The 588-nt window shown below is 31.1% G+C and carries 1 protein-coding gene; it reads right to left on the reverse strand.

Annotation, left to right across the window (positions count from 1 at the left end; genetic code table 11):
• Positions 1 to 266 precede the first annotated feature (266 nt).
• Positions 267 to 588: S24 family peptidase (locus LS72_RS10580; protein ID WP_034555918.1), on the reverse strand; the 322-nt coding region annotated here is incomplete at its 5' end.

Genomic DNA, 588 nt, shown 5'->3' on the forward strand with positions numbered 1-588 from the left:
TATAGGGGGTAGTTTTATTTCAAAGTGCAAATTTTAAAAGCGAAGTGCTTTAAAGTGCGATAAAATAGAAGTTTGTTCTTTAAATTACTTCGATTTAAAATGGAAAATTAAGTTTAGATTTTTTCACAAAATGGCTATTTTTTCACAAAACATCACAAAATCAATCACAAAACACCCTTAAAAAAGTGGCTTAAACCTCGTATTAAACGCTATTAAAAACACTCACAAAAATCATCACAAAATTGTCAGAAACTTAAGAGACATTCTCAAAGTGTAGTTTTTTTGAAATAGCCCACCACGCGTCCTATAATTTCAAAGTTTTCGCCCTCTAATTCTATGGGTTCATAAGTCTTGTTATCGCTAAAAAGCTTTAATTTTGGGCGTTTTTGGAGGCGTTTAACATAGAGTTCATCTTCAATCCTAGTAATACAAATTTCTCCATCACTAACACTTCCATTTTGCACTAAAAGATAGCAATTTTTAGGCAATGTGGGATACATAGAATCGCCCTTTCCTATAATAATAGATAAATTATTAAAAGATACAATGCCGAAATATTGGCGTAAAAAGGATTTGGGGAAGTTTAGT

The sequence above is a fragment of the Helicobacter apodemus genome, from assembly GCF_000765745.2.
In the GTDB taxonomy this organism is placed as follows: Bacteria; Campylobacterota; Campylobacteria; order Campylobacterales; family Helicobacteraceae; genus Helicobacter_D; species Helicobacter_D apodemus.